Origin of the sequence: Hyalangium versicolor, from assembly GCF_020103695.1 — a bacterium.
Taxonomy (GTDB): domain Bacteria; phylum Myxococcota; class Myxococcia; order Myxococcales; family Myxococcaceae; genus Hyalangium; species Hyalangium versicolor.
In genome coordinates, this window is the sequence record NZ_JAHXBF010000055.1 from 14968 (window position 1) to 38355 (window position 23388).

The 23388-nt window shown below is 67.5% G+C and carries 21 protein-coding genes and 1 riboswitch; of the genes, 13 read left to right on the plus strand and 8 right to left on the minus strand.

Translation table 11 applies throughout. The annotated features are described in order from the left end of the window. Nucleotide 1: 1 nt before the first annotated feature. Together KY501_RS51725 and KY501_RS51730 are read left to right on the plus strand one after the other, a co-directional pair. Entirely contained in the window at nt 2–1867 is a 1866-nt protein-coding gene (locus KY501_RS51725) for a hypothetical protein (protein WP_224372999.1), read from the plus strand. Then, the gene (locus KY501_RS51730; RefSeq protein WP_224373000.1) at nt 1867–3108 is read left to right on the plus strand and encodes a M43 family zinc metalloprotease; all 1242 of its coding nucleotides are present in this window, start codon (nt 1867–1869) and stop codon (nt 3106–3108) included. Before KY501_RS51725 ends, KY501_RS51730 begins: the two co-directional genes overlap by 1 nt. A gap of 168 nt (nt 3109–3276) precedes the next feature. On the opposite strand, the gene KY501_RS51735 is transcribed toward KY501_RS51730, so the two are convergent. Both KY501_RS51735 and KY501_RS51740 read right to left on the minus strand, forming a co-directional pair. Then, a complete protein-coding gene (locus KY501_RS51735; protein ID WP_224373001.1) occupies nt 3277–4179 on the minus strand; it encodes a tRNA threonylcarbamoyladenosine dehydratase in 903 nt (300 codons plus the stop codon). Between the two features lie 27 nt (nt 4180–4206). Beyond that, a complete protein-coding gene (locus KY501_RS51740; protein WP_224373002.1) occupies nt 4207–5004 on the minus strand; it encodes a TatD family hydrolase in 798 nt (265 codons plus the stop codon). 111 nt (nt 5005–5115) lie between these two features. Between KY501_RS51740 and KY501_RS51745 the strand changes: the two genes are divergently transcribed. Next, nucleotides 5116–5361 carry a hypothetical protein gene (locus tag KY501_RS51745; RefSeq protein WP_224373003.1) on the plus strand — a complete coding sequence of 82 codons (246 nt, stop codon included), beginning with the start codon at nt 5116–5118 and terminating at the stop codon, nt 5359–5361. 26 nt (nt 5362–5387) lie between these two features. Here the strand turns inward: KY501_RS51745 and KY501_RS51750 are convergent, their stop codons facing one another. Further along, entirely contained in the window at nt 5388–5594 is a 207-nt protein-coding gene (locus tag KY501_RS51750; RefSeq protein ID WP_224373004.1) for a hypothetical protein, read from the minus strand. A gap of 302 nt (nt 5595–5896) precedes the next feature. On the opposite strand from KY501_RS51750, the gene KY501_RS51755 reads away from it, so the two are divergent. From KY501_RS51755 to KY501_RS51785, 7 genes are all read left to right on the plus strand, one after another. Further along, the gene (locus KY501_RS51755; protein ID WP_224373005.1) at nt 5897–6853 is read left to right on the plus strand and encodes a DHH family phosphoesterase; all 957 of its coding nucleotides are present in this window, start codon (nt 5897–5899) and stop codon (nt 6851–6853) included. Nucleotides 6854–6916: 63 nt separating this feature from the next. Beyond that, entirely contained in the window at nt 6917–8242 is a 1326-nt protein-coding gene (locus tag KY501_RS51760; RefSeq protein ID WP_224373006.1) for an MFS transporter, read from the plus strand. Between the two features lie 235 nt (nt 8243–8477). After that, a complete protein-coding gene (locus KY501_RS51765; RefSeq protein ID WP_224373007.1) occupies nt 8478–9701 on the plus strand; it encodes a hypothetical protein in 1224 nt (407 codons plus the stop codon). 12 nt (nt 9702–9713) lie between these two features. Further along, a complete protein-coding gene (locus tag KY501_RS51770; RefSeq protein WP_224373008.1) occupies nt 9714–10295 on the plus strand; it encodes a YfiR family protein in 582 nt (193 codons plus the stop codon). Continuing rightward, nucleotides 10292–11806 (plus strand): ATP-binding protein, encoded by a 1515-nt coding sequence (locus KY501_RS51775; RefSeq protein ID WP_224373009.1) that lies wholly within the window; start codon nt 10292–10294, stop codon nt 11804–11806. Before KY501_RS51770 ends, KY501_RS51775 begins: the two co-directional genes overlap by 4 nt. Continuing rightward, the gene (locus KY501_RS51780) at nt 11803–12192 is read left to right on the plus strand and encodes a response regulator (protein WP_224373010.1); all 390 of its coding nucleotides are present in this window, start codon (nt 11803–11805) and stop codon (nt 12190–12192) included. The genes KY501_RS51775 and KY501_RS51780 overlap by 4 nt, the downstream gene beginning before the upstream one ends. Further along, entirely contained in the window at nt 12189–13901 is a 1713-nt protein-coding gene (locus KY501_RS51785) for a response regulator (RefSeq protein WP_224373011.1), read from the plus strand. Before KY501_RS51780 ends, KY501_RS51785 begins: the two co-directional genes overlap by 4 nt. 18 nt (nt 13902–13919) lie before the next feature. On the opposite strand, the gene KY501_RS51790 is transcribed toward KY501_RS51785, so the two are convergent. Continuing rightward, entirely contained in the window at nt 13920–14507 is a 588-nt protein-coding gene (locus KY501_RS51790) for a Maf family protein (RefSeq protein ID WP_224373012.1), read from the minus strand. Nucleotides 14508–14619: 112 nt separating this feature from the next. On the opposite strand from KY501_RS51790, the gene KY501_RS51795 reads away from it, so the two are divergent. Both KY501_RS51795 and KY501_RS51800 read left to right on the plus strand, forming a co-directional pair. Then, nucleotides 14620–15843 carry a metallopeptidase family protein gene (locus tag KY501_RS51795; RefSeq protein WP_224373013.1) on the plus strand — a complete coding sequence of 408 codons (1224 nt, stop codon included), beginning with the start codon at nt 14620–14622 and terminating at the stop codon, nt 15841–15843. Between the two features lie 2 nt (nt 15844–15845). Beyond that, nucleotides 15846–17030, plus strand: a complete 1185-nt coding sequence (locus KY501_RS51800) for a class I SAM-dependent rRNA methyltransferase (protein ID WP_224373014.1) — start codon at nt 15846–15848, stop codon at nt 17028–17030. Nucleotides 17031–17036: 6 nt separating this feature from the next. Here KY501_RS51800 and KY501_RS51805 read toward each other — a convergent pair whose 3' ends face one another. The 4 genes from KY501_RS51805 to KY501_RS51820 all read right to left on the minus strand — a co-directional run bounded on the left by KY501_RS51805 (nt 17037) and on the right by KY501_RS51820 (nt 22425). Further along, nucleotides 17037–18896 (minus strand): sensor histidine kinase, encoded by a 1860-nt coding sequence (locus KY501_RS51805; RefSeq protein WP_224373015.1) that lies wholly within the window; start codon nt 18894–18896, stop codon nt 17037–17039. Between the two features lie 144 nt (nt 18897–19040). Beyond that, nucleotides 19041–19493 (minus strand): Ig-like domain-containing protein, encoded by a 453-nt coding sequence (locus KY501_RS51810; protein WP_224373016.1) that lies wholly within the window; start codon nt 19491–19493, stop codon nt 19041–19043. A 181-nt stretch (nt 19494–19674) separates the two neighbouring features. Next, nucleotides 19675–21090, minus strand: a complete 1416-nt coding sequence (ahcY, locus tag KY501_RS51815; protein ID WP_224373017.1) for an adenosylhomocysteinase — start codon at nt 21088–21090, stop codon at nt 19675–19677. A gap of 74 nt (nt 21091–21164) precedes the next feature. Continuing rightward, nucleotides 21165–21234: riboswitch (S-adenosyl-L-homocysteine riboswitch) on the minus strand. 84 nt (nt 21235–21318) lie between these two features. Further along, nucleotides 21319–22425: a glycoside hydrolase family 3 N-terminal domain-containing protein gene (locus KY501_RS51820; protein WP_224373018.1), complete on the minus strand. Its 1107-nt coding sequence runs from the start codon at nt 22423–22425 to the stop codon at nt 21319–21321. A 139-nt stretch (nt 22426–22564) separates the two neighbouring features. On the opposite strand from KY501_RS51820, the gene KY501_RS51825 reads away from it, so the two are divergent. Then, nucleotides 22565–23182, plus strand: a complete 618-nt coding sequence (locus KY501_RS51825) for a CAP domain-containing protein (protein WP_224373019.1) — start codon at nt 22565–22567, stop codon at nt 23180–23182. Nucleotides 23183–23388 lie beyond the last annotated feature (206 nt).

Below are 23388 nucleotides of genomic sequence, written 5' to 3' on the forward strand. Positions count from 1 at the left end.
CATGCGCACGAGGACCTTTTGGATGATGGTGCCTGGCGGGTTCGCGGTGGTGATGGCCGGGGTGTTGTTCCTGGGGCTCGAGCCCTCACGCCAGACTTCGGGAGCGGCTGCGCCCACGAAGCTGGCCTGCAGGTTCCTTCCCGAGGAGCAACTGGAGTTCCGCGTTCGGGCCGTGGCGGACACGAAGGCGGGCTCGTCGAGCGGCGACACCCATCAGGTCCTCGGCGCGAGGATGAAGTGGCGGGTGCTTCGAGAAGATGGGAAGGGGAGCTGGCTCGTCGCTGCCGCGCTGGGCAGCGTTGAGCTGGTCGATGCGAGCATCACGGACCCAGCCTACCGCAGCTCGCTGGAGGAGCCCTTCCTCTTCCACGTGGGCCAGGACTGTGGCTTCCACGGTTTTGCGTTCCGCCCCACCACCGCGCCGCGGGCCCAGGCTCGCATGCAGTCGCTGCTGCAGAGCTTCGAACTCCGGCTACCCACACCCCCCACTCCCTCCTTCTGGACCGCGAGCCACGAGGATGGGCTGGGTCAGTACACCGTGCTGTACCGCAGGACCGGGGTCTCGGAGCAGGAGGAGCCGATGCTCAGCAAGACTCGCGGTCCCTATACGCGCATCACCAGCCCTGCCGCCGGTGCATTCAAGGCCGCGGTAGAGGGCTCCGTGTCCGAACTGGTCCTTGATCGGCAGGGACGGTGGCTTCAGCGGATGGAAGGCTCCGAGCAGCTCACGCTCTCCGCCTCCGGTAATATGCTGGTGAGCACCCGCCAGCAGCTCGAACTCCAGCGTGTGGAGGCCGAAGGACCCTTTCCCACAAACCTCGATCCCGCGGCCTTCGTCTCCTCCAACCCGGTTGCCGAGCAGAAGTACGAGCCGCCTCCTCCTGACCCGAGACTGCGCGACATGTCGCTCGCGGACGTCCTTGAGGAGATCACCTCGCTCCTCATGAAGCAGGATCGCCCGGCTCACGACATCGCTGACGTGCTGGCCCAGTACCTGCGCATCCACCCGGAGATGGCTTCCCAGCTCCTGACGGAGCTGCGGACGGGCAAGCACTCCGATCGCGTGCACGCCCTGGCCTTCCTCGCTCTGGAGATGGCAGGCACGGTCGAGGCCCAGAAAGCACTGGTCACGGCCATGCAAGATCGCGCACTGGGCACGATGGACCGCATGCGCGCGGCGGTGGCCTTGCCGGATGTGCAAACGCCCTCGCGCGACTCGGTGGATGCACTCATCGACACGGCCCGGCGATTGCGCCAGACCGGTGGCACAGAGGAGGAGCAGGTGGCCAGCACGGCCCTGAGGGCCGTGGGAGCACTGAGCCGGAGGGTAGAGGCTACCCAGCCCGAACTGGCGCAGCTCGCCCGCACGGAGATCCGCGATGAGCTCGCTGTGGCGCGCGGAATGAATGAAGTCACCTCCGCGCTGGATGCCGTAGGCAACACCGGCGACGAGGGACTGAGCGGCGAACTCGCTCGCTTCCAGCAAGATGACTCCTCCGTGGTCCGCTCCCGAGCCGCGCTGGCCTATCGGCGGATGGAGCCAGAAACCGCCACCCCTGCCCTCGCGGACTGGCTGGCGAAGGAGAAGGACGGGACGGTCCGGCAGTCCATCATCGATGCCATGCTGCAGGTCTCCCAGGCGGCAGGAGGGGCTCCAGCCTCGGAGTACATCATCGCGACGGCGACGACCCAGCTCGCTCAGGAGACGAACCCTCGGACGCGCGAACTCCTCATCCAGCTCCTGGGGTCCGCCGCACGGACTTCTCCCCAAGCGCGTGCAACCCTGGCTATGCATTTCCACCGCGAGACGGAACCGCAGTTGCTGATCCTCCTCGGGAGGTACATCGGCCCCGAAGATCTCCGCTGATGCGGAGAACTCACGCCATCGAGGATCTCCCCATGCGAGCCTTCCTGCTCCGGTTCACGCTAGTGGTGCAGAGCTGTCTATGGCTCGCATGCGGGAGTTCCACGTCTGCTCCCGACGAGACTCCATTGGAAGCTGAGGAGTGCAGGCAGGACGTGGAGCAGGACGTGGAGCAGGACATCGAACTCCGGGTGCTTGAGAGTGGCATCACCGAGTGGGCCGAGGTTCCCCTCGGTGGCGCACCAGGAGTGGCGCTTCGGATCGTGCTGCCTCCTGGTAGCGAGGCCTGTGTGCAGCTCGACACCGTGAAGGATCCAGCGGGTCTCCCGTGGGTCACCCCTTCGTCCTCTGGCATGGATCTGGGCAGCTTCTGTCAGAGCTGCCCGCAGCGGGTCTCGGTGGGAGCCGGGTCGGGCTTCTACGTCCTGCCCAGCAATGATCGGCCTCCGCCCAGGGCAGAAAGGCTCCAGATCCGCGTAGCCCTGCGAGACTGCGAAACGTTCCTGCCAGTGGCTCCCGGCACCGCGGGCCTGCCGAGTAGCCTGCGCCTCCAAGCTTTGCCTCTCCAGCCTCCCGCGGCCGGGCAAGAGGGCGTAATCCGTCTGGCATTGGCCTTCACCCCGGGCTCCGTCTTTTTCGACCGTGAGGATGCCAACGACACACTGGAGCAGGCAGTACAGATCATGAACCAGACACTCCGTCCAGGAAGACTTCGGATCGAAGTGACACGAACCCGCCGTCTCTCCACGGGGCTCGAGCCCCTGTCTCTCACACCCGGGAACGTGCGAGAACTGGAGCGCGTCCTGGGAATGCTGAGCACTTGCCCCAATGGACGCCCAGCAAGCCTGAGCCGCGAGGTACCTGTCATCTTCGCCGGATGTCTGCTCGAGGAAGATCCGGTATCACATCGCACGGAACGACCCCTGGGCCGCGTCACACACATTCCAGGTGGCATCACTCCGATGCAGGGGCTCGATGGCATCTTCTTGACTGGTGCGCACTGTGACCCTCCTGGGGCCCGGCTCGACTGGCCAGCAACGACCGTGGCGCGACTGCTCACCCATGAATTGGGCCATTTCCTCGGCCTGTATCACTCCGTCGAGATGGATGGCGTCCAGGACGATCTCAGCGACACAGGAGCCGACAACGTCATGTTCTTCAATCCATTGGCCACAGCGGCCCAGGGCTTCAGCCCGGGCCAGTTCGAGGTGATTCGCCGGCACCCTGCCGTCACCTCCGAGTAGCGCCCGGCACGAGATGGGTTGGAGGTCCGAGCCATCCGTCCGACGAGCACCGCATGCCAACACGAGTGAGTCCGCGCATAGAGCAATGAGAGACCGGTTGAGGTTGCGACCAGTCTTCTTGCTGGGCTTCTCGGGATGGAGGCGGCGGGATTCGAACCCGTAGGCGCTTCAGCGCGCTGAGGCGAGCCGACGCACCACCACGCCCGCGGCGTTCATCCCGAAGGCCGAGGTGACGAACACCACGCTGCCGTCAATCTGCGTGCGGTGATCGCAGGTGTGGAACTCGTTGTCCTGCGGGCAGACGCAGAGGAATCCGTCCGAGGCATCGTCATAGCGCAGCGGCACCGGCTGGCGGCGCGCCTCGATGGAGTACACCGCCGTGATGCCCGTGTGGCGATCCGTCTCCACCCCGTGCTTGCGCTTGAGTAGCTTGCGGATGTCCTTGGCGAACGGATCCATGTGCGTCTCGGACAGGTCCTCCACCCGGATGGCCGTCGGATCCAATCGGCCCGCCGCGCCCATCGAGCTGACCACAGGCACTCCCAGCGTCACGCAGCGGTGCAGCAGGTGCAGCTTCGCCTTCACGTTGTCGATGGCGTCCACCACGAAATCGTACTGGCCCGGTTGCAGCAACTGCTCGGCCAGCTCCGCGCGGTAGAACTCGCGCTTCGCCTCCACGCGCACGTCCGGGTTGATCTCCCGGCAGCGCTGCACCATCAGCTCCGCCTTGGACTTGCCCACTCCCTTCACCGTGGCGTGGAGCTGGCGATTGGTGTTGGTCACGCACACGTCGTCATGGTCCACCAGCGTGAGGTTCCCTACGCCGCTGCGTACCAGGCCCTCGACCGCGTAGCTGCCCACTCCGCCCACGCCGAAGACGATGACGCGGGCGGCCGCCAGCCGCTCCATCGCCGGGTCTCCCAGCAGCCGGCCAGTCCGGTCGAACCGCCGGGACAGTTTGAAGGGCCGGGCGAGCGTATTCGCACCGGTGTCCGGTGCCGTGGGTGCCGCCGGAGTCGGGGCCGAGGCAGGGGAGGTGGGGGCGGAGGCGGTGGGCTGCTGCGTGTCCATGGTGTCCCTCTATAACGCGACGCTTGCCTACCGCGAAGGTGGGGGAAAGGCTTCCCGGAAGAAGCGCCGGGCATTCGCGGTCGTCCGCTGGGCAAGCGCCTCCACCGGCTCCCCCAGCACCCGGGCCATTCCCTCAATGATGTGGGGCAGATAGCCCGGTTCGGAGCGCTGCCCCCGGTATGGCGTGGGCGCCTGATCCGGTGAGTCCGTCTCCGCCATCAGACGATCCGCGGGGATGGCTCGCAGGGCATCCAGCGGCTTGCGCGCCTCGGCCCAGGTGACCGGCCCCGCGAAGGAGAAGTGGCAGCCCTTATGGACGTAGAAGCGCGCCAACTCCACGCCTCCGCTGTAGCTGTGCATGAGGAGGCCCGCCTCGGGGAAGGGCTCCTCCTTGAGGAACTCGATCATCGCCGGGTGCAGCCGGTGACAGTGCATCAACACCGGCAACCCGTACTTGCGCGCCAGCGCCATGTGGCCTCGGAGCACCCGCACCTGCCGCTCCAGCGGTGCCCCCTCTTGCGAGGGCCCATCCAGTCCGCACTCACCCACCGCCACTGCTCCGCCCTGGGCCAGCAGCACATCCAGCCGCTCCAGGTGCTCCGCGTCCTGCTCGGGGGGAAGCTCCGGCAGCAGTTGGGGGTGGATGCCGAGCCCCACCTGCACTCGTGCGTCGCGCCGGGGCAACTCCAGCAACGGCTCCCAGGTGTCGGGGCCGACGGCGGGAATCACGATGCCGTGCAGGCCCGCCGCCCATGCACGGGTGAGGACATCGGACCGGTCCGGATCGAACCGCGAGGCATCGAGGTGGCAGTGGGTGTCGATCATGGAGAGCAGGGAGTCTCTGCCCCGTTGGGGGGCTTGTCACGCGGCCACGAGTCGACGTAGGAGAGCCCCCCTTGCTCCGGTGGCCGGAGCACTTCTTTTGGGAGGACACGGATGAAGCTCCCTGTCGCGCTCGGCTTCCTGGTCTTCGCGGGGTGTGCCACCTCGTCGTCGCAACACGCGCTCGTGGTGGAGCAAACCTCATCACAGGCGGGCGAGTCGCTGCCGGCCGACCCTGTGCGCCTGGAGACTCCCGCGGGAACGTTCCTCGTGAACCCGGCCCACGCCGAGGACTTCCACAAGCTGCTCGCGGGCGAGCCGACCTCGAAGCCCTTCTACGCCGCGGACATCACCGAGTAGCCGCTCGGAGGCCGCCGCGGACCGGCTCAGGGCACCACGACGATGCGGCGCCCGAGCGCCTTGGATAGCTGAGGCGAGGTGACGACCTTGAGGACCTCGCGCAACTCCCCGCCCGCCGTGTCGAAGGCCGCGGCGATGATCTCGCCCAGCGTGAGCGGCTCCGCTGGAGGGGAAGAGGCCTTCGTGGCCCGGGAGCGCCTCACCCGCCGGACGGCTCGCCGCAACGCAGGCATCACCCGCCGTCCCTGGCTCCGAACCGCCGCTCCTCTTCGTGGTGTTCCTGGCATGGCCATGGTGCTCCTCCCATCAAACTTCATGGGTTGTTCACCGGGTGGATCTGCTGTGACTCAGCAAGTAACAGGCCAGGCGCTCGTTTGCTTGGGTTCGTGAAAATTCAAACACTTACACTGGACCCAGGACCGAGAATGGGAGGGAAAATTTCCACATCCGCCGGTCCACCGTGGCAGCGGTGCCTCACTTCGTTGCTACTTTTCGTTCAACCGCCTGCCCAGGATTCAACGTTTCATTCAACGCCATGAACGTCCACGTCCTCTTCCACGACAACTGCTTCGACGGAGCGGCCAGCGCGGCCGTGTTCACGCGCTTCTACCGGGAGCGGTTCCAGCCGGACGCGACCTTCACCTACCGGGGGCTGACCCACAAGCCGGGGGCGGAGGGCATCGACCCTGCGGTGTTTTCCGGCGATGAGAACGCCATCGTCGACTTTCGCTACAGCCAGGACGGGCGGCTCACGTGGTGGTTCGACCACCATGTCTCCGCCTTCCAGCAGCCGGGAGACGAGGCGCACTTCCGCGCAGACTCGAGCGGCCGCAAGTTTCACGATCCCCACCGCAAGAGCTGCACGAAGTACCTGGCGGACGTGGCTCGGGAGCGCTTCGGGTGGGATGCTTCGCCGCTGGCGGACCTCATCCACTGGGCGGAGATCATCGATGGAGCGCAGTTCCCCAGCCCGCAGATGGCGGTGGCGCTGGAGGAGCCGGCGCTGCGCATCATGACGGTGCTGGAGGCCAACAAGTCGCCGGACCTCATCCCCCAGCTCATCCAGCGGATGCAGACGGAGACGCTGGCGCAGCTCGCAGCCTCGCCGTTGATTGCCCAGCCGCTGGCGCCGCTGCTCGAGCGCCACCAGCGCCACATCGAGCAGGTGCGCGCCAAGGCGAAGTACGAGAACGGGGTGGTGTTCTTCGATCTGGCGGACGAGGGCGTGGACAGCCTGAACAAGTTCATCGCCTACGCGCTGTATCCCGAGGCGCGCTACACGCTGTGGGTGGGGCAGGGCCCGAACCGGGCGAAGGTGTCGCTGGGCTCGAACCCATGGCGGCCGGAGTTGCGCAAGCACGACCTGGCGGCCATCGCCGGGCGCTACGGCGGCGGAGGGCATCCGGTCGTCGCCGCGGTGAGCTTCAAGCCGGGCGAGCTGGACAAGGCGCGCGCCGCGTACCGGGAGATCCTCGCTGAGCTCTCGGTGTGAGCCGGCGCTCGGTGCACCCCTGAAAACCTTGCCCGGTGGGAGGGATCAGGCTCTCATCCTCCCATGGAGACTCCCTCGATCCGTGAGCCAGGGCAGCCGCGCGCGCAACGTCCGCTGACCTTGCAGGACGCCAGGACGCTGGCCCTGGCTGCCCTGGGTGGTGCGCTGGAGTTCTACGACTTCATCATCTTCGTGTTCTTCACCACGGTGATCGGGCAGCTGTTCTTCCCGCCGGACACCTCCGACTGGCTGCGCCAATTGCAGTCCTTCGGCCTGTTCGCGGTCGCCTACCTGGCGCGCCCCCTGGGCGGCATCATCATGGCGCACCATGGAGACCGCACGGGCCGCAAGCGCATGTTCTCGCTGAGCGTGCTCCTGATGTCTGTGCCCACGCTGCTGATCGGTCTGCTGCCCACCTATGCCACCGCGGGCTACGCGGCGCCGCTGGCGTTGCTGGTGTTGCGCATGCTGCAGGGCGCGGCGGTGGGCGGAGAGGTCCCCGGCGCCTGGGTCTTCGTCTCGGAGCACGTGCCGAACCATCGCGTCGGCTTCGCATGCGGCACGCTCACTGCGGGCCTCACGCTGGGCATCCTGTTGGGCTCGTTGGTGGCCACGGCGATCAACAAGATCTACAGCCCCGAGCAGGTGCAAGCTTTTGCCTGGCGAGTGCCCTTCCTCGTCGGTGGCGTGTTCGGCTTCCTGGCCGTGTTCCTGCGCCGCTGGCTGGCCGAGACGCCGGTGTTCGAGGAGATGCGTCAGCGCCGTGCCCTGGTGCAGGAGTTGCCACTCAAGGCCGTGCTGAGCGGCCATGGCGTCTCGGTCGCGGTGTCGATGCTGCTCACGTGGGTGCTCACCGCCGGCATCGTGGTGGTGATCCTCATGACGCCCACGCTGATGCAGAAGCAGTTCGGCATTGCCCCGGCGCGGGCGCTCGAGGCCAACAGCCTGGCCACCCTGAGCCTCACCGTCGGGTGCATCGTCTTCGGACTGTGCGCGGATCGCTTCGGCGTGGGCCGGGTGCTGGGCGTGGGCTGTGTGGCGCTGCTGGTGACGACGTTTCTGCTCTATCGCGGCCTGGCGCAATCGTCCGAGCACCTCATCCCGCTCTATGTGCTCACCGGGGCGTGCGTGGGCGTAGTCGGCGTGGTGCCCACGGTGATGGTCCACGCCTTCCCGGCGGCCGTGCGCTTCTCCGGGCTCTCGTTCTCATACAACGTCGCCTACGCCATTTTTGGCGGCTTGACGCCCCTCGTCGTGACGCTCCTCGTCAAAACCACTTCGCTGGCGCCTGCGTACTACGTGGCGGCGCTGTGTGCGGTGGGGTTCGGGGTGGCCATCTACCTTCAGATTGTCGGCCGGAACCGGTTCGAGGCAATGAGTTCCTCATAAACTGATAATTTGGGTTTGTTACAGTTTCGTCGCATTCGTCACAGGCCAATTGCCTCTGCTTGGTGGCCACTGCGAGTGACAAGGAGTCACACTGTCGCAGCGATATTAAATATTATTTCCAAGCCGCGACAGCGCGTACACCGGGCAGGAGTTCAACAGCATGGGACCGAACGGCGAGGAGCCGGTCTGTAGGCAATGGGCGCATTTGCGGCACGGAGTTCTCAGGGGATGGCTGGTGTGGATCCTGGCGCTCCCCGCGCTGCCTGCGATGGCCCAGCAACCCGCCGAGGATGCTCCCACGCAGTCTTCGCCCGCGGCCGAGGAGGCCCCCCCCAGCAAGGACGGGCCCACTACCACCGGAAGCCTGGAGGACTTTCTTCAAGAGGAGGTGCCCCCGGCATCCGTGGGCTCCTTCGGCTACCGGCTCCGTCGGTACGGCATTACGCCCTACATCCACGGGGTGCTCGCCAGCAACCTCCTGCAGTTCAACAAGCTCGCGGGTGATGCTCCCGCCCGCTATGGCTCCGAGTTGCTGGATGCGCACCTCTACATTGGCGCGGACATCCTCGACGTCGTGGTCCCGGAGGTGTTCCTCGAGCTCGAGCCGCTTCAGTTCTTCGGCTCCGCCTTCCAGTGGTTGAATGTCCGCTACGCGCAGATCGACTTCCGGCTCCTGCGCGAGCATCTCGTGATGCGGACCGGCATCTTCCTGATCCCGTTCGGCACGTACAACACGTACTCCTATCCGCACTTCATCACGCGGCTGCCCGACCGGCCCGGCTTCTTCCAGGAACTCATCCCCAGTCCTTGGCATGAGGTGGGCGTCCAGTTCTTCGGCGAATGGGAGTACGCGCCGGGCCGGGTGTTGAGCTACGCCTTCTACGTCACCAACGGCCGCGTCCAGCCCGATTTCAACGATCCGTCCAATCCGAACGATGACGGCATTGATGAGGGCGGCTCCCTGGCCTTCTTCGGGCCCACCTTCGTCGAGGACACCAACAACGCGAAGTCGGTCGGAGCGCGTGTCGCCGTCGAAGTCATCAAAGGGCTGAGCATCGGTGCCTCCGCGTATACAGGTGCCTATACGGTGAATGGCGCGCGGCAGTTGAGCGAGCTCGGGGTCGACACGAGCTTCCAGCGCGGCCCGCTCTCCGTGGACGTGGAGGCCGCCTACGCCCACCAGCAGATCACCGACGGCGCGCTGGACAAGTGGGGCTATGCGGCGGTGGTGGCGTACCGCGCCCACTCGATGCTGGAGCCCCTGGTGGCCGTGGACGAGGTCCGTCTCGACGGGCAGCCCCAGAACGATCGCCGGACCTGGTCGGTCGGCTGCGGCTTCTTTCCATTCCCGGACAAGGTTCCCACGGCGGTGGGCCGCGCCGTCTATGGCGCTACCGTCCATCGCGGAGAGGGAGGGACGGACCACAGGCTCACCGTCGAAGTGGCCGTTGGTTTCTAACGGGGGCTTGCGATGATGAGGCTCCCCCTTCCTACTGCCACCCTCCTGGTCCTGACGCTGGCCAGTGGCCGTGCCGCCATGGCCGCCGAGGATCTGCCACCTGACCGGCAGGCAGCGCTCATGCTCCGGGTTCTTCCCTACGATCGGAACCTGCGCGAGCGCGCACCCGAAGCCGTCACGATCGCCGTGCTCTACCGAGAGGGGCGTGCCGAGTCCGAGGCCTACGGGCTCGACATGGCCGCTGCGCTCCAGGACGCCGCGCGCGGAGCGCAGATCCGGGGCCTGCCCGTGCGAATCGTCAGCATTCCCTATGCCTCACCTGAGGCGCTCGAGGCCGCCGTCTCGCGCTCCCAGGTGACGGCTGTCTACTTCTGCCCGGGGCTCACCGATGCCGAGGAGTCCATCCTGGGCGTCACCCAGCGCTACAAGGTCCTGTCTTTCTCCGGGCGCGAGAGCGATGTCCGCCAGGGTCTGAGCATCGGGCTGCTGCGACGGGGCTCGAAGGCGGGGCTGCTGGTGAACCTCCGAGCGGCCATTGCCGAGGGGGCCGAGCTGCAGCCCGAGATGCTCGCGGTCAGCGAGGTGCTGCGATGATCAGCGCCTGCAAGCGCTTCGTGAGCGCCCGGCCGCTCAAGGTCAAGCTGGTGGGGCTGGTCTCGCTCGTGGTGCTGGCGACGGCGCTCGTGCTCTCCGTGTCGCTGACGGGCTCGCTGACCTCGCAGACGGGGGAGCTCCTGCGGGAGCGGGCCACGAACCTGACCACGGTGATGGCGACCGTCGTCTCCGCGGCCGTCGATTTCGACAACCCGGAGGCGGCCACCGAGCGGCTGAGTGCTCTTTCCAAGAGCCCGGACGCTACCTATGCCGTCATCTATGCGCCCGACGGAGCGGTGATCGCCCAGTGGGGCGCGGTGCCTCCCAGTCCCGTCGTGCCACTGCCCGTCAACACTCTGACCACGAAGGACGAGAGCCACCTGCTTCATGTGGCGCTGCCCGTCGGAGAGGCGCTCCATGCGTCCCTGGTCGTCGCGTTCTCTCGGGCCGAGCAGCAGCGGCAGACCTCCGCGATCATTTGGGCCGCGCTGACGGCCTCGGGCGCGCTGCTGCCGCTGATGATCTTCCTGGGCTACCTGGTCGCGGCGGGCTTCGTGCAGCCGATCCGATCGATGACGTCCATTGCCGACGCCATCAGCCGAGGTGATCGCGTGGCACTGTCCCAGTTGCCTGCTCATCGCGTGGATGAGTCCGGAACGCTGGCGCGCGCCTTCCAGCGCCTCCTGCGCCAGGAGCACGAGCACCAGGCCATGCTCGAGACGCGCGTGGAGGAGCGCACGGTGGAGTTGCAGAAGGCCAACGAGGAGCTGGCGGTGAGGCTGAGTCAGCTCGCGGATGCGCAGGAGCAGCTCGTCCAGAGCCGGAAGATGGCCGCGGTGGGCCAGCTCGCCGGAGGCGTGGCGCATGAGATCAACAACCCGCTGGCGGTGATCCTTGGCTTCGCCCAGGGCATGGAGCGGCGGGTCCCCGACAAGGATCCCCTGCGGTTGCCCGTCACCTCGATCGTCCGCGAGGCGCTGCGCTGCAAGAACCTGGTGCAGGAGCTGCTCACCTTCTCTCGGACGGGCAAGAAGAACTTCGAGGCCGTGGAGCTGAATGCGCTGGTGCGCTCCACGCTCGTCCTCATCGAGGCCCGCGCGAAGACGCAAGGGGTGAAGCTGGTGGTGGAGCTCGCGGACGGGTTGCCGGGGCTCAAGGCCAACACGACCCAGCTTCAGCAGGTGCTGGTGAACCTGGGCACCAACGCCTTGGACGTGATGAAGGGCGGCGGGGCGCTGACCGTGCGCACGCGCTCGAATGAGCGGGGCGGCGTGAGCCTGGAGGTCGCGGACACGGGCGGAGGCATCCCGGCGGACGTGCTCCCGCGCATCTTCGAGCCCTTCTTCACCACCAAGGGCGTGGGCGAGGGCACCGGCCTGGGGCTCAGCCTCGTGTACGAGATCATCCAGCAGCACCGGGGCCACATCGATGTGGACAGCGCGGTGGGCCAGGGCACGCGGATGACGGTGGAGCTGCCCCTGGATCCCACCGCGGGGGCCGTCAGCGCATGACGATTCCGGCGGGCACGAGCATCCTGGTCGCGGATGACGAGCAGGGTATTCGCGACCTCTTCCAGTTCACCCTGGAGCCGCTGGGCGTCGAACTCGTCATGGCCGTCGATGGATGGGAAGCGTTCCAGATCATCCAGACGCGGAGCTTCGATCTCGTCATCCTGGACGTCCACATGCCCCGGCTGAGCGGCCCTGAACTGCTCGAGAAGATCCGCGAACTGCGGCCGGAGCAGAAGGTCCTCGTCGTGAGCAGCAGCTCGGATGCCTCGCATTCCTTCGAGGAGCGTGTCACCGCTTCGGGTGCTGCCATCTGCCTGTTCAAGCCGGTCGAGCTGGATGTGCTGCTCGGCACCATCGAGCGCACGCTCTCCGGAGAGTCTCCATGACCATTCGTGCCGCTGTCCTTGTCATCGATGATGAGCCGGGCATCCGCGACATGCTCATGTACGAGCTCTCGCAGGAGGGCTTCGACGTGGAGACGGCCGAGAACGGCCTGGCCGCGGTCGAGGCCGTGAAGCGCCGCAAGTTCGATCTGGCCGTCACCGATCTGAAGATGCCGGGGATGGATGGCGTGCAGACCCTGGAGGCGCTGCGCGCGCTGGATCCGGACATCGAGGTGATCGTCGCCACGGGCTACGCGAGCGTGGAGACGGCCGTCGCCTGCATGAAGCGTGGCGCCTACGACTACATCCAGAAGCCCTATGATCCGGCGGAGCTGACGCTCCTGCTGGAGCGGGCGAGCCAGAAGAACCACCTGCAGAGCGTGGTGGCCCTCTACGAGGCGAGCCGCGCGCTGCTGGCCACGCTGAAGCACTCGGACCTGGTGCGGCTTGTGGTGACGCAGGCCCAGCGGGTGCTGCGCGCCGATGACATCGGGCTTCTGCTGAACAGGGCGGACAGTAAGGACTTCGACATCCACCGGATGACGGAGGCTTCGCTCCCATCCGCGGAGCTGCTCACGGAGCTGGCGCGGAGGGTGAGCGCCTCCGGGACGGCGCTTCGGCTGCCGTCTCCGATGATGCCCATGGTCACGTCCTCGCGGGAGGGAGACTCCTACGCCTTCGCGCTCGTGTATCCGTTGGTTGCCCGCGACCGCCACCTGGGAGCCCTGGTGGCGCTGCGCCGCTCGCACTCCCAGGAGTTCTCCGTGTCCGAGCTCCAGCGCGGCACGGTGTTCGCCAGCCAGCTGGCCGTCTCCCTGGACAACGCGCGCCTGTATGACGAGCTGGCCCAGAAGATCTCCGAGCTCATGGCGACGCGCGAGCAGCTCGTCCACACCGAGAAGCTGGCCCTGGCAGGCAAGCTGGCCGGGGCCGTGGCCCACGAGGTCAACAACCCGCTGGCCTACGTGTGGGCGAACCTCGATGCCCTGCGCAACTACTCCACCGTGATGGGCGACCTGTGGCTCTCGGCCAAGGGCGCCGCGCAGTACCTGCGAAGCCTGGGCACTCCCGAGGCTCAGGTGCATGCCCTCGGTCTGGCCGGGGAGGGACAGGACGCATCGCGGAAGGATCGGCTCGTCCAGGAGATCGCCGAGGTCATCGACGAGACGTTGGATGGCGTCAAGCGCATCGCCGAACTCGTCGCGGGGTTCTCCAACCTTGCTTCCTCTCGCGAGGCCGCGTTTCCGGAGCAGGTCGACGTCAATGACGTGCTCCGCGAGTGTGTGGAGGCGCTCCCAGGTCAGGAGCGCCAGCACCTGCGTCAGCTCAGCATCGAGGCTCAGCCGTGCACGGCGCTGCTCTCGCGAGAGGATCTTCGCTCGGCCCTGCTCAACCTGCTGGCATTCCTCTGTGCGCCGGATCGCCAGCGGACGCAGAGCCAGGGAGCGCTGCGGGTTCGGACGACGTGGGAGGGCACGCAACCGGCGGTCATCTTCCAGGACGAGACCCTGACGCTGACGGAGGCCGAGCGCCACGGCATCTTCGATCCGCGCGTGGAGCTGGATCGCGAGGGCCGGACGATGCGCCTCAACCTCGCTTTGGCGTTGTCCTACCAGGTGCTGCGGCGCGGTGGCGCCGAAGTGTCCACCGCCCAGGAGCCAGGTCAGGGGCTTACGCTTCGGGTGCTCCTGCCGCCCGTGGGCGGGAAGTAGCGGGACTGTTGGCGGGTGTCACGGCGTCGGCCGGTCGAAGAACGAGAACCCGGCCTCACGCAGCATGCGCACCACGGTGAGCATGGGCAGCCCCTGGACGTTGGTGCGATCTCCCTCGAGCCGTGCCAGCAGCGCCTGCCCGGCGCCCTCGACGCGGTAGCTGCCGGCGCACCCCTGCCACTCGCCCAGGTCCAGGTACCGCTCCAGCTCCTCCGCCGCGAGCGGGTAGAAGGTGAGCCGGGACACTTCCAACGCCTCGGAGATGTGGCCACCGGGACCGACCAGACACACGCCGGTGCAGATGTCGTGGGTGTGTCCGAGAAGCTTGCCCAATTGACGCCGCGCGGCGTCACGATCCGCGGGCTTGGCGAGCACCTCGCTCTCGACCTGGACGAGCTGGTCCGCGCCGATGACCCAGGCCTCCGGGTGACGGGCGTGGACGGCACGGGCCTTGCGCGCGGCGAGCACCTGCACCGCCTCGCGGGCCGAGAGGGAAGGGGACACGTCCTCGTCCACTCCGGGAGCCTCGGCCTGATAGGGCAGGCCCAGTCCATCCATCAGGGCACGGCGGGCGCTCGAGGTCGACGCGAGAATGAGGGCTCTCATGGGAGCGCACCCTACGACGGACCCGAGCCGCCCGGCACCTGCGCTTCCAACCCAGGCAGGCAGGCGTGACGATTCTTCCCGTGCCGAGAGGGATGCCGTACCCTGCGGCGCCATGTCGCGGCGCGGTCTGCTCGCTGTCTTCCTGCTGCTCGGTGCCTGTCAGCGGAGCTCTTCGGAGCCTCCTCGGACGGCGTCTGTCCTGGATGCCGGGGTGGCCGCTGTCGCGCCGGTGACGGCCTCCCCCCCGGCGACCCAGGCCAAGCCCGACGCGTCCACGGCGGCCGTCACCGCGCTCTCCGTCTGCCACTCGGAGGGGAAGTCTCCGCTCGAGGCGGCGCGCCACTACTACGACGACGAGCGTTATGAGGAGGCCCTCTCCTGCGCGGCCCAGGCCGCCGCCCTGGAGCCCGACAACGCCGAGGCCCACGCCGAGCGCGGCATGGCGCTGTCCGCGCTGGACCGGGTGCCGGAGGCGCAGATGGCCTTCGCCCGGGCGCTCGCGATCGATCCAGACTCGCCGGATGGTCTGCTGGGTGCGGCGCACCTGTACGCGGTGGATCTGCCCTCCTCGCGCGAGCGGGATGAGTTGGGGCTGCTCTACTCCGAGCGGGGCCTGGCCAAGCCGGGCATGGTGCCGGACATGGTGGTGCAGTTCGCCCTCATCTCGGCCATGGCCTTCAATGATCTCGGCCAGGCGGACGAGGCCCTGGCTCGCGCGGCCATCGTCCTGGCGCACGAGCCCAACAACCGAGAGGCCACGTACGAGCGGGCCCTGGCGCTCTTCGAGCTGTGCCGCTTCTCGGAGGCGAAGGCCGCGTTCTCCGCGCTGCTGAGTGATCCGGAGCATGGGGCGCACGCGCACCAGCATGTGGGGCTGCTGCTCGAGCGCGAGGGCAAGTGGAAGCAGGCACAGGTCCACTTCGACAAAGCCCGCGAGCTGGCGCCCGAAGACTTCCCCGTGCCGCCCCTGCCCAGCGAGGCCGACTTCCGTACCCAGGTGGCAAACGCCGTGGCGGCGCTGCCCGAGGACATGCGCAAGGACCTGGAAGGCATCCCCGTCGCCGCCGAGGAGATCCCCGTGGATGATGATCTCCTGTCGGGGGAGCCGCCGCTGTCGCCGACGATCCTGGGGCTCTTCCGGGGCCCGCCGCTGGGCGAACCGTGCGACGGCTCGGAGACACCTTGCCGCTCGGTGGTGCTCTACCGGAGAAACCTCGCGCGCGCTGTGCGCACCCCGCAGGAACTGCTGGAGCAGATCCAGGTGACGCTGCTGCACGAGGTGGGGCACCTGCGCGGCGAGGACGACGAGGAACTGGCCGCACGCGGCCTGGAGTGACCATGGCCACCCGAGCCCTCCCCATCGCACGTGTGAGCCTCAAGGGCGCCAAGAGCCTGCGCCGAGGCAATCCCTGGCTCTACCGCACCGAGCTGACCGAGCCTCCCAACGTGGAGGCTCGCGGAGCGGTGGTGGCGGTGGTGGATCCGCAAGGCAACCCCATTGGCCAGGCCTTCTACGCGCAGCGCTCTCCGCTGGCGTTGCGCCTGCTCACGCGCCGTCCGCCCACCGAAGAGCCGGTGGACGAGGCCTTCTTCCGCCACCGCCTGGACGCCGCCCTGGCGCGCCGCGCCCCGTTGAAGCACCGGGATGGGCTGCGGCTGGTGCATGGCGAGGCGGATCTGCTGCCGGGCCTCTTCGTGGACCGCTATGGCGCGGGACTGACGGTGCAGACCCTCTCGGAGGGGATGGACGCCCGGAAGGAATTACTGGCGAGGATGCTGGTGGAGCGGACGGGCGCCACGCACGTGGTGTGCCGGGATGATGCCTCCGGCCGGGACTTCGAGGGCCTGAAGCGCGAGGTGACGCTGCTGCACGGCACGGGCGAGGCGCGCTTCACCTACCACGAGGGTGAGAACCGCTTCGAAGTGGACCTGCTGGGCGACATGAAGACGGGCGCCTTCCTGGACCAGGTGGACAACCACCTGCGCGCCGGAGAGCTGGCCCGCGGCGAAGCGCTGGATCTCTTCAGCTACCACGGGGGCTTCGCACTGGCGCTCAGCCGCACGTGCGACACGGTGCTCGCGGTGGAGCAGGACGCGAAGGCGGCCGAGCGGGCCCGCGAGAACGCCGCGCGCAACGGGCGCACCAACGTGACGGTGGACAACGCCAACGCCTTCGATGTGCTGCGGCGCTTCGCTGACTCGGGCCGCCGCTTCGACACGGTGGTGCTGGATCCTCCCGGCCTGGCCAAGCGCCGCGAGGGTCTGTCCACCGCGTTGCGCGCCTACCACGAGCTGAACCTGCGCGCCCTGAAGTGCCTGAAGCCGGAGGGGTTGCTCGTCACCTGCTCCTGCTCGGGGAAGCTGGGGCGCGAGGCCTTCGAGGAGATGGTGCTCTCCGCGGCAGAGGACGCTCGCCGTCCGGTGCAGATCCTCGAGCGGCGCGGAGCAGGGCTGGATCACCCGGTGCTCGCGGGCCTGCTGGAGACAGAGTACCTCAAGGCGCTCTACGTGCGCGCCCTGTGAGCCGGCTCACGGCTCTCGCTTGGTGGGCAGGGTGACTTCGAAGGTGGAGCCCTGGCCCTGCTGGCTCTCGACGCGGATCCGGCCTCCGAGCGCATCGATGATCTGCTTGCAGATCCACAGCCCCACGCCGAATCCGCTGTAGTTCCGGCCCGGGACAGCGCGCTCGAACCGCTCGAAGATCCGAGCCTGGTCCTCGGGCGGGATGCCGATGCCTCGGTCCCGTACGCTCAAGAAGACCCAGGTGCTATCGGCCGTGAGGGTGACGTCGATGGGCCCGCCCGCGCCGTACTTGAGCGCGTTGCTCAGGAGGTTGGAGAGCACCTGGTCCAGCCTCGCCCGGTCCCAGTGCCCTCGCACTCGGCTCTCGGCATATATCGTCAGTGGACTCTGGGCGCGCGTGGCCTCCTCGGCCATCCGCTCGCAGACCTCGCGCGCGAGCTCGTGGAGATCCACCTCCTCGAGCCGGAGCGCGAGCTTGCCGGCCGTGAGCCGCGAGAGATCCAACAGATCGGTGACCAGCGCCTCCAGGCGCTTGACCTGGCGCGCCACGGCATCGGCCTTGGCGATGAGCTGGGGCTTGTTGTCCTCGGCCTCCGGCGGGCGGCTCAGGTTCCGCTGAAGGGACTGGATCTGAAGCTTCATCGCGGCCAGCGGGGTGCGCAGCTCATGCGCGGCCACCGACAGGAACTCATCCCGCTGCGCGACGGCCTTCTGCGCGCGGGTGTAGAGCCGCGAGCGCTCGAGCGCCTGCGCGCACTGGGCCACCATGGTGGACATGAGCGCGCGCTCCTCCTCCTCGAACGGACGAGGCGTCGCGAAGCGGACCCAGAGCACGCCCAACACCTCGCCGCGCGCCAGCAGGGGCAGCGCCGCCGCGGCCTCGTACCCCGCCTCGGAGGCACTGGCGAGCAGCTCGGGAAACTGCGCGCCGTAGCTGATGAGATCCGAGAAGAAGAACGGTTTTCTCTCTCGGTAGGAGATGGCGACCGGGTTGTTCGCCGTGACGGGGAGGACCTGGAAGGCCTTGACCACGTGGGGCACGTGGGTGTGACCGATATAGGAGCGGATGTGCAGCTCGGTCCGCGACTCGTTCGGCAGCACGAGCGAGCCGGCGACGCCCTCCATGGCTCCCACGGCGAGGTGAGCGACGACCGAGGACACCTCCTCGGGGGTGGCCGCGCTCGAGAGCGCCGCGGTGACCTGTTGCAGCCTTGCCGTGCGAGAGGCGGCCTCGGCCAGCCTCCGGCGATCGTCTCCGTGCTCGAGCTGGATCCGCGCGCTGTCCAGCGCCATCGCCGTGCAGTCCGCGATCGCTTCGACCAGCTCCCGATCCGCAGGGGTGTAGGGCGGGCTGCCAGGATCGCGGGTGAGCCAGAAGGCCCCATGGACCCGGCTTCGGCCCGCCAGGGGGACCACCAGCATGCTGCGCACCCCCACCTGATCCAGATAGGGCTTGTACTCGGGGAGCGTGGTGGCATCCAGGATCGCGGCATCGACATCCGCCAAGAAGAGGGACTTGCCCGAGGCCATGACGCTGCCCGTGAACCCCTCCCCGACGCGCAGCTTCCGCGCCTGGTTGAGTTGCTCCAGCAGCAGGCGCCGCGCCGGATCCCGGTGCCGGATGGTGACGGGCTCGAGCGAGGTGTTGTCGTCCAGCAGGAGGAATGCGGCGCAGCCATCCCCGAGCACCGAGACGAGGTGGGCGCAGACCGTGTCGAAGACGAGATCGAGATCCGTCCTGGCCTCGGCCAACTGGCGCGAGAGATTGACCAGGATGCGGAGGCGTGCCGCCGCTTCCAGCACGGGCGGGCCGTGCGCGGAACTGCCCTCCGCGGAGATGCTGCCGCGCCCGTGCGGAAGGGGCATGCCAGTGCTCATGGAGGACTCGGGAAGGTGGACGAGCCTCCGGGGTAACAAAAATGCATGCAGCGGACAAGCCGTGGAACTGCCGGCAGTCCGCTGCTGGAACCTTGGCGAGCCACCCTCAGGCGCCCGCCACCCTGCCCGGGCTCACGCGCGGGGGCGATCCGCCTTCGCGTCGCGCTCGGCCGTGCGCGTCTTGCTGGCCTTGCCCTGATCAGCCTTGTTGGCCTGAGCGGTGCCGCTCTTGCTCGCCGCGGGAGCGGGGGAGAGGCTGAACCCGCTGTGCTCCGACTCGGCGCGGGAGGTGGAATAGACCTCGGCGCCGCTCGGGGTGACGTGCACGGTGAACTGGTGCGTGTCGCCGTCGCGCAGCTTGAGCGTCACCTGGCTGGTGCCCGGGTGCTTCGCGCGAATCTCCGCGCCGCTCTTGGAGGTGACGACCTCGATCACCGACTCGTTCGAGACGGTCACCTGGCAGCCCTTGCCGGGGAAGCCGAGGAACGACGTCTGCCCCACCCACAGCGCCAGCGGGCCGGCCCACGAAGCCGTCGAGAACAGGGCCACCGCGACCATCATCAGCTTGCCGGCGTTGCGAATCATGACGAGCTCCCTGGGCGTTTGTGGGCTGGCTGCTTTAATTGTCCGACATGTGGGCAGGAAGTTGCGTCGTGCTGTAATTCCAAGAGTTTCAGGGGTTTATAGAAAGGAAAAAGGGCCACCCCAGCACCCAGGGTGACCCTTTTTCTTACCTTTTTCGGCCCTATTTCAGGGGCGGAGCGGCCTAGTAGCGGTAGTGGTCGCTCTTGTACGGGCCTTCCTTGGGCACGCCGATGTACTTGGCCTGCTCGGGGGAGAGCTCGGTGAGCATGGAGCCCAGCTTGGTGAGCTGGAGGCGGGCCACCTTCTCATCCAGGTGGCGCGGCAGCATGTAGACGCCGGGCTTGTACTTGCTGGGGTTGGCGAAGATCTCCACCTGGGCGAGCACCTGGTTGGCGAACGAGGAGCTCATCACGTAGCTGGGGTGGCCGGTGCCGCAGCCCAGGTTCACCAGCCGGCCCTCGGCCAGCAGGATGATGCGCTTGTTGTCCGGGAAGATGATGTGGTCGACCTGGGGCTTGATGTTCTCCCACTTGTACTGCTTGAGGCTGGCGACATCGATCTCGTTGTCGAAGTGGCCGATGTTGCACACGATGGCGTTGTTCTTCATCCGCTTCATGTGCTCGTGGGTGATGACTTTGAAGTTGCCGGTGGCGGTGACGAAGATGTCGGCGTGCTCGGCCGCGTAGTCCATGGTGACGACGCGGTAGCCCTCCATGGCGGCCTGCAGGGCGCAGATGGGATCGATCTCGGTGATCCACACCTGGGCCTGGAGCCCGCGCAGCGCCTGGGCCGAGCCCTTGCCCACCTCGCCGAAGCCGGCGATGACGGCGACCTTGCCGGCGATCATCACGTCCGTGGCGCGCTTGATGCCGTCCACGAGCGACTCACGGCAGCCATAGATGTTGTCGAACTTGGACTTGGTGACCGAGTCGTTCACGTTGATGGCCGGGAACATGAGCTTCCCGTCCTTGGCCATCTGGTAGAGGCGGTGCACGCCGGTGGTGGTCTCCTCGGTGACGCCGCGGATGCTCTCGGCCGTCTTGGAGTACCAGCCGGGCTTGGCGGCCAGGCGCTTCTTGATGGCGTTGAAGAGGAAGGTCTCCTCCTCGCTGCCGGGGTTGGACAGGACGGAGGGATCCTTCTCGGCCTTGCTGCCCAGGTGGAGCAGCAGGGTGGCGTCGCCGCCGTCGTCGAGGATCATGTTCGGGCCGCCGTCGGCGAACTCGAAGATGCGGTGGGTGAAGTCCCAGTACTCCTCGAGGGACTCGCCCTTGTAGGCGAACACGGGAGTGCCGCTGGCGGCGATGGCGGCGGCGGCGTGATCCTGGGTGGAGAAGATGTTGCACGAGGCCCAGCGGACCTCGGCGCCAATGGCCTCCAGGGTCTGGATGAGGACCGCGGTCTGGATGGTCATGTGGAGCGAGCCCGCGACCTTCGCGCCCTTGAGGGGCTGCGTCTTGGCGAACTCGTCGCGGATGGCCATGAGACCGGGCATCTCGGTCTCGGCGATCGCGATCTCCTTGCGGCCCCAGTCGGCCAGCTTGATGTCGGCGACGTGGTAATCGGTGAACTTGGACAGGTCTTTGACAGCCCTCATTTGCGTTGCTCCTGATGTCAGGGGGCTGGGGGGAGGAGGCGGGCTCTCGCTCGCTTCCCGGGCCCACAGCCTCGAGTCAGCGAGCGCCGTTACAGAACCTGAGCCTGGCGGGGATTCGGCCCCGTTGCAGCGCTCCTCAGGTGGGGAACACCCTAATGGAGGAGGGGGCATGTTGGCCAGAGCCTTGAGCGGCCTGCCTGCCTGCCCCGCGGAGGGGCCGGGTGTTGCCTACATGCCATCCAGCAGGCCGAGGCGATCCTTCAAGCGCAGGACGCGCCGCACTGCCGCGTTGAGCTGCTCGGCCATGCGGGGATCGGACTCGGCCAGCCGGGTGAGGATGCCGAAGTAGTCGAGGCCGCCGCTCCAGTCGGGAGGCTCGGTGGTGAGGATGAGATCATTGCCGGCGAGGAAGGCGAGGCGGACGACTTCCTCGCGCTCGGCGCCGATCTGCTCGGCGAGGGCGCGGATGGCCACGTCATCGGTGATGGTGATCCAGCCGCTCTCGTGGGCCAGCGAGACGAGGGACGGTTCGAGGATGGCCGGCTTGGAGCCGAACTTCGAGTAGACGACGTTGGACATCATCACTCCGCCGAGGAACGGATCGGCGGCGCGGAACACGGAGGCCTCGGTGCGCACGCGTTGCTCGTCCCAGTCGACGGTGGCGCGCTCGTGGTCCGAGTCGGAGTCGAGATCTCCGTAGCCGGGGAAGTGCTTGCCGATGGCGGCGACTCCGGAGCGGGCGAGTCCGCGGGCGAAGGCGGTGGCCTTCTTCTTGACGATCTCGGGATCGCCCGAGAACGAGCGCCCGTTGCGGAACATGTGGCCGGCGGAGGCCACGTCGAACACGGGGGCGAGGTTCATGTTGAGGCCCACCTCGCGCATGGCCTTGCCCACGCGCACGCCCCAGGCCTCGACGTCGGACTCGGCCAGCTCCGCCATCTCTCGCGCGAGCGGCAGGTCCTTGAGGGAGGGGTGCCGGTTGAGGCGGTTGAAGCTGCCGCCCTCGATGTCCACGGCGAAGAAGGGCGGGACGCGGGCATGCTCGCGCGCCGTGCGGATGCGGTCCTTGGCGGCGTGGATCTTCCGCAGCGTGGGCCCGACGAAGAGCACGCCGCCGACCTCGACGGGGCCCTCCTTGCTGACCTGCGGATACGCGAGCAGCAACTGGCCCACCTTGTCACGCAGGGACAGGGACTGGAGGACGCGCTCCACGCGCGCCTCATTGGGAGTGCGCTCGGTCAGTGCTTTGTTCGTTTTCCCCTGCGCGGGAGCCTCGTGGAAGGCGCAGATCACGAGAAGCAGGGGCACGAGCGATGAACGAAGAGCACCAAACATGGGCCTTCAGTCTTCCACAAAGCGGTCGTGCTGCCCCTGGGCACGGAGGAGATCCGGGGCCTTTACGTCTACCCTCCTGGCGTGCGATCCATAACGCGCAAAACAAGTAAAAGCAGTAATTATGGAAAAGGAGAGTGCCATGGGAAAGATGAACTGGGGAGTCGCTGTGTGGGTGGGAGCGGCGCTGCTGGCGGGCTGTGGGGCAGAGGAGCGAGTAGAGGCGACTTCCGAGGGAGTGATCGGAGAGAGCCTGCAAGCCGAGCGAGCGGAGTCCGAGGTGGAGCGGATGCTCACGGTGCTGGCGTACTGCGATGACGTGACCACGTGGGATCCGGCGTGGACCGACTTCGAGAATCAGGTCCTCACCCTGGTGAACCAGAGGCGCGCCGCGGGAGGTTCCTGTGGTGGCGTCAGCAAGCCTCCGGTGGCGGCGCTCACGCTGGACACTCGGCTGCGCTGTGCGGCGCGCAAGCACTCGAAGGACATGGGAGACAACAACTTCTTCAGCCACACGGGCTCGAACGGCTCGGCGTTCTCGCAGCGCATCACCTCGGCGGGCTACACGTGGCGCGCGGCGGCGGAGAACATTGGCGCCGGATACGCCACTCCGGCGGCTGCGGTGACGGGATGGATGAACAGCACCGGTCACTGCAACAACATCATGAACGGCACCTACAAGCACCTGGGCGTGGGGTACTACAACAAGGCCGGCAGCACCTACCGGCACTACTGGACGCAGGACTTCGGTACGCCGTAGGCCCTGCCCGGTCACAGGCCTCGATGCTGCGGTATTTGTCACGGGATGCATTGTCTAAACCAATGCATCTTGTGGCATGAGCGGTGCTAGCACCAAACGCGTAAGCGGCTCGAAACGGGTGACTTGCAGAGTTCCGCCGGTGGTGGGTAGGGGGAGCTGACGCCAGCGCCCGGGAGTTCGCCTGTGGAGCCCTGAGCCGAGCGCCC

Coding starts and splice junctions, on each gene's coding strand:
- KY501_RS51725 (WP_224372999.1), top strand. CDS start 2: ATGCGCACGAGGACCTTTTGGATGATGGTGCCTGGCGGGTTCGCGGTG.
- KY501_RS51730 (WP_224373000.1), top strand. CDS start 1,867: ATGCGGAGAACTCACGCCATCGAGGATCTCCCCATGCGAGCCTTCCTG.
- KY501_RS51735 (WP_224373001.1), bottom strand. CDS start 4,179: ATGGACACGCAGCAGCCCACCGCCTCCGCCCCCACCTCCCCTGCCTCG.
- KY501_RS51740 (WP_224373002.1), bottom strand. CDS start 5,004: ATGATCGACACCCACTGCCACCTCGATGCCTCGCGGTTCGATCCGGAC.
- KY501_RS51745 (WP_224373003.1), top strand. CDS start 5,116: ATGAAGCTCCCTGTCGCGCTCGGCTTCCTGGTCTTCGCGGGGTGTGCC.
- KY501_RS51750 (WP_224373004.1), bottom strand. CDS start 5,594: ATGCCTGCGTTGCGGCGAGCCGTCCGGCGGGTGAGGCGCTCCCGGGCC.
- KY501_RS51755 (WP_224373005.1), top strand. CDS start 5,897: ATGAACGTCCACGTCCTCTTCCACGACAACTGCTTCGACGGAGCGGCC.
- KY501_RS51760 (WP_224373006.1), top strand. CDS start 6,917: ATGGAGACTCCCTCGATCCGTGAGCCAGGGCAGCCGCGCGCGCAACGT.
- KY501_RS51770 (WP_224373008.1), top strand. CDS start 9,714: ATGATGAGGCTCCCCCTTCCTACTGCCACCCTCCTGGTCCTGACGCTG.
- KY501_RS51775 (WP_224373009.1), top strand. CDS start 10,292: ATGATCAGCGCCTGCAAGCGCTTCGTGAGCGCCCGGCCGCTCAAGGTC.
- KY501_RS51780 (WP_224373010.1), top strand. CDS start 11,803: ATGACGATTCCGGCGGGCACGAGCATCCTGGTCGCGGATGACGAGCAG.
- KY501_RS51785 (WP_224373011.1), top strand. CDS start 12,189: ATGACCATTCGTGCCGCTGTCCTTGTCATCGATGATGAGCCGGGCATC.
- KY501_RS51790 (WP_224373012.1), bottom strand. CDS start 14,507: ATGAGAGCCCTCATTCTCGCGTCGACCTCGAGCGCCCGCCGTGCCCTG.
- KY501_RS51795 (WP_224373013.1), top strand. CDS start 14,620: ATGTCGCGGCGCGGTCTGCTCGCTGTCTTCCTGCTGCTCGGTGCCTGT.
- KY501_RS51800 (WP_224373014.1), top strand. CDS start 15,846: ATGGCCACCCGAGCCCTCCCCATCGCACGTGTGAGCCTCAAGGGCGCC.
- KY501_RS51805 (WP_224373015.1), bottom strand. CDS start 18,896: ATGCCCCTTCCGCACGGGCGCGGCAGCATCTCCGCGGAGGGCAGTTCC.
- KY501_RS51810 (WP_224373016.1), bottom strand. CDS start 19,493: ATGATTCGCAACGCCGGCAAGCTGATGATGGTCGCGGTGGCCCTGTTC.
- ahcY (WP_224373017.1), bottom strand. CDS start 21,090: ATGAGGGCTGTCAAAGACCTGTCCAAGTTCACCGATTACCACGTCGCC.
- KY501_RS51820 (WP_224373018.1), bottom strand. CDS start 22,425: ATGTTTGGTGCTCTTCGTTCATCGCTCGTGCCCCTGCTTCTCGTGATC.
- KY501_RS51825 (WP_224373019.1), top strand. CDS start 22,565: ATGGGAAAGATGAACTGGGGAGTCGCTGTGTGGGTGGGAGCGGCGCTG.